The 4,019-nt window shown below is 47.4% G+C and carries 4 protein-coding genes and 1 pseudogene; 4 read left to right on the forward strand and 1 reads right to left on the reverse strand.

What is annotated here, in order from left to right:
• From FTU29_RS17060 to FTU29_RS17075, 4 genes and pseudogenes are all read left to right on the forward strand, one after another.
• A pseudogene (locus FTU29_RS17060) lies at window positions 1-467 on the forward strand (IS1 family transposase); the annotation flags it as partial.
• Window positions 468-684: 217 nt separating this feature from the next.
• Window positions 685-1,817, forward strand: a protein-coding gene (locus tag FTU29_RS17065; RefSeq protein ID WP_223155595.1) for an IS3-like element ISAba14 family transposase whose coding sequence is annotated in 2 segments (ribosomal slippage) — window positions 685-937 and window positions 937-1,817 — 1,134 coding nt in all. Because the reading frame shifts where the segments join, the coding sequence is not laid out codon by codon here.
• A 132-nt stretch (window positions 1,818-1,949) separates the two neighbouring features.
• Window positions 1,950-2,810: an aminoglycoside N-acetyltransferase AAC(3)-IId gene (gene aac(3)-IId / locus FTU29_RS17070; RefSeq protein WP_000557454.1), complete on the forward strand. Its 861-nt coding sequence runs from the start codon at window positions 1,950-1,952 to the stop codon at window positions 2,808-2,810.
• 12 nt (window positions 2,811-2,822) lie between these two features.
• Window positions 2,823-3,365 (forward strand): AAA family ATPase, encoded by a 543-nt coding sequence (locus FTU29_RS17075; RefSeq protein WP_000587837.1) that lies wholly within the window; start codon window positions 2,823-2,825, stop codon window positions 3,363-3,365.
• Between the two features lie 407 nt (window positions 3,366-3,772).
• On the opposite strand, the gene FTU29_RS17720 is transcribed toward FTU29_RS17075, so the two are convergent.
• Window positions 3,773-4,019, reverse strand: a 247-nt coding sequence (locus tag FTU29_RS17720) for a hypothetical protein (protein ID WP_206299284.1), incomplete at its 5' end; no start/stop codon positions are given.

Genomic DNA, 4,019 nt, shown 5'->3' on the forward strand with positions numbered 1-4,019 from the left:
AAAGTTTTACGTACTTTAACTGAATCAACCTATGAAATTCAGCCTCAGCAAAGTCATTATGAATCTCTCGAAGTAGATGAGTTCTGGAATTTTGTTGGAAATAAAAAGAATAAACAATGGCTTATTTACGCCTATCATCGAGAAACAGGTGAAATTGTTGCTTATGTTTGGGGTAAACGAGATTTAGCTACAGTCTAACAATTGAAGACAAAGCTTAAACAATTAGATATTCACTACACCCGAATTGCAAGTGATCATTGGGACAGTTTCATCACTGCTTTTAAAAATGGTAAGCAAAGTATTGGTAAATTTTTTACTGTAGGTATTGAAGGCAATAATTGCAAAATAAGGCATAGAATTAGGCGTAGCTTCAGAAGAAGCTGTAATTTTTCAAAAAAGCTTGAAAACCATTTTAAAGCTTTTGATTTAGCCTTCTTTTCTTTTACATCAATAATGGCTTCATTTAAAGGCAGCATACTTTTTGAAGCACCACCAAAATTTTATGTTAAGTAGAGACTAAAAATGCCCTTGATTAAGGGCTTACAAGGGCATTTTGTATAAGGTGTATTATGTTAATTTTAGAATTTCTTCATTAGAGAGATGGATCCGTAAATTTGAACAACTCCTATAAGTGATATTTTGCTCCTCAAATGATGTTATAAACATCAATATATGGAGTATTTTATGGCACGTAGACCAAGAAGAAATCATTCAAATGATTTTAAAGCTAAGGTAGCACTTGCTGCGATTAAAGCAGAAAAAACACTTGCTGAATTGAGTGCTGAGTTTGATGTTCATCAAAACCAAATTATTGACTGGAAAAATCAATTGATCTCAGCTTCCTCGCAAGCTTTCGATCAATCAAAAGCTCCAACAGAACCACCCATCGATCTAAAAAAACTACATGCAAAAATCGGTGAGCAGGCATTAGAAATTGATTTTTTAGAAGGTGTGTTGAAGAAACTGGGCCGCTTCAACCACAAAAGTTAATCGACGACTCACTTCAGATTTCAGTATCTAAGCAAGCTAAGCTGCTGAAAGTCTCCCGTGGTTGTTATTACTATCGCCCAAAACCTGTGAGTGCATCAGATCTGAAGCTGATGCGATGTATTGATGAATTACATATGCAATATCCTTTTGCAGGCAGTCGTATGATGCGTGATTTGTTGAATCGTCAAGGACATCATATAGGACGACGTCATACACGTACTTTAATGAAGAAAATGGGTATTCAGGCGTTATATTGCAAACCAAATTTAAGCCAGGCTAATCAAGCTCACCGTAAATATCCATATCTGCTCAAAGGGTTGGCTATTCAGCGCAGTAATCAAGTGTGGTCTACGGATATAACGTATATCCCTATGGCAAAAGGCTTTGTTTATTTATGTGCTGTGATTGATTGGCATAGCCGCAAGGTACTTGCGCATAGGGTATCGATTAGTATGGAGGTGGATTTTTGTATTTCGGCTTTAAATGAAGCGATTGAAAAATATGGTCGACCTGAAATATTTAATACAGACCAAGGCAGCCAGTTTACCAGTGATGCATTTATTGATGTATTGAAATCAAATGGCATTCAAATCAGTATGGATGGTAAAGGTCGATGGGTAGATAATGTGATGGTTGAACGATTATGGCGGAGCGTTAAATATGAAGAGGTGTATCTCAAAGCTTATAGCAGTGTCACAGATGCGAAAAAGCAATTAAGTGCATATTTTGAGTTTTATAATTTGAAACGACCTCATTCGAGTCTAGACAAAATGACACCAAATGAGTTTTACTATGATCAGCTACCCCAACAAAACAAGGTGGCTTAACTAGAGCGGAATATCACTTATAAATACGCTTTTAGTTGTTCAAACAAGTGGGACCACCTCTATATCTCGATAGGTATAGTAGAGTGATATCTCGATAGGTATAGTGTTTTGCAGTTTAGAGGAGATATCGCGATGCATACGCGGAAGGCAATAACGGAGGCGCTTCAAAAACTCGGAGTCCAAACCGGTGACCTCTTGATGGTGCATGCCTCACTTAAAGCGATTGGTCCGGTCGAAGGAGGAGCGGAGACGGTCGTTGCCGCGTTACGCTCCGCGGTTGGGCCGACTGGCACTGTGATGGGATACGCGTCGTGGGACCGATCACCCTACGAGGAGACTCTGAATGGCGCTCGGCTGGATGACGAAGCCCGCCGTACCTGGCTGCCGTTCGATCCCGCAACAGCCGGGACTTACCGTGGGTTCGGCCTGCTGAATCAATTTCTGGTTCAAGCCCCCGGCGCGCGGCGCAGCGCGCACCCCGATGCATCGATGGTCGCGGTTGGTCCGCTGGCTGAAACGCTGACGGAGCCTCACGAACTCGGTCACGCCTTGGGGGAAGGATCGCCCGTCGAGCGGTTCGTTCGCCTTGGCGGGAAGGCCCTGCTGTTGGGTGCGCCGCTAAACTCCGTTACCGCATTGCACTACGCCGAGGCGGTTGCCGATATCCCCAACAAACGGTGGGTGACGTATGAGATGCCGATGCTTGGAAGAGACGGTGAAGTCGCCTGGAAAACGGCATCGGATTACGATTCAAACGGCATTCTCGATTGCTTTGCTATCGAAGGAAAGCCGGATGCGGTTGAAACTATAGCAAATGCTTACGTGAAGCTCGGTCGCCATCGAGAAGGTGTCGTGGGCTTTGCTCAGTGCTACCTGTTCGACGCGCAGGACATCGTGACGTTCGGCGTCACCTATCTTGAGAAGCATTTCGGAACCACTCCGATCGTGCCTCCGCACGAGGCCGTCGAGCGCTCTTGCGAGCCTTCAGGTTAGAGGCCGTCGACAATGATAATCTGGATCAACGGACCTTTCGGCGCCGGAAAGACGACGCTCGCTAAGCGGCTGCGCGATCGGCGTTCCAAATCGCTGATCTTTGACCCCGAGGAAATCGGGTTCGTGGTGAAAGAAACGGTCCCCATGCCAGCGAGCGGAGACTATCAGGATCTCCCCTTGTGGAGGGGACTTACGATCGCGGCGGTCAGGGAGATTCGAAGGAATTACTCGCAGGACATCATCATCCCAATGACGCTCGTGCACCCGGACTATCTGACTGAGATACTCGACGGGGTAAGGCGGATCGACGATCAGCTGCTGCACATCTTTCTGACGCTCAACGAGGACCTATTGCGTCACCGGATCGCGAACCAGACCATGCATCCTGACCCGAATCGAAATGCGGAGATTCGAGAGTGGCGATTAGCGAATGTCGCCCGATGCTTGGCCGCAAGGGAACGGCTTCCATGCACAACCCGTGTTCTCGATAGTGGTGCACACACCAGCGATGAACTCGCAGCGATGGTGCTCGACGGAATCGATGGGCGCACCTGATCGCCTTCGACGCCTGCGCAAAGCGTAGCGCGAGGGTGGCGGGCTCACGACCAAACGCCCAGAGGTCGATCATCGCAGGGATGTTTGGCTTTGTGGTGCGGACGACGGGACTCGAACCCGTACTCTCACAGAGAAGCAGATTTTCGTACCACCTCGACTTTCGCCGCCGTCTGATGACGTTCGTGGTCTGGACTGTCCCTTCGCCATTGCCCGAAGGCTTTAGGCGCCGCCCGTCCAGTCTCTACACCTTCCCCCGAAGGGGCTTGGCTCGGGATTGGCTTAGGGTATTGCCCGTTAGCGTTCCCCGACTTTGAGCGGTTCTACTCCGCGGATTTCCCCGCGGGCACTCCAATTTTAAAGTCTGCTGCGTCTACCGATTTCGCCACGTCCGCCTTTTTTCGCCGTTCCTAGCGCTCGTGCGATGCACCTATGTTGCACCTAGCGCCGAATCGTTCTTCGTCATCCTGAAAAACCACGTCTCCTAAAGCCTTGCATAGCTTATCTTTTCTCCACCACGAACTTTTTTGGGCACTGTTGCAAATAGTCGGTGGTGATAAACTTATCATCCCCTTTTGCTGATGGAGCTGCACATGAACCCATTCAAAGGCCGGCATTTTCAGCGTGACATCATTCTGTGGGCCGTACGCTGGTACT

This window comes from Acinetobacter sp. YH12086 (assembly GCF_013419345.1).
Lineage (GTDB): Bacteria > Pseudomonadota > Gammaproteobacteria > Pseudomonadales > Moraxellaceae > Acinetobacter > Acinetobacter amyesii.

What these genes read in the sequence shown, in the direction of transcription:
- FTU29_RS17075 (WP_000587837.1), top strand. Translation starts at nt 2,823, where the DNA reads ATGATAATCTGGATCAACGGACCTTTCGGCGCCGGAAAGACGACGCTC.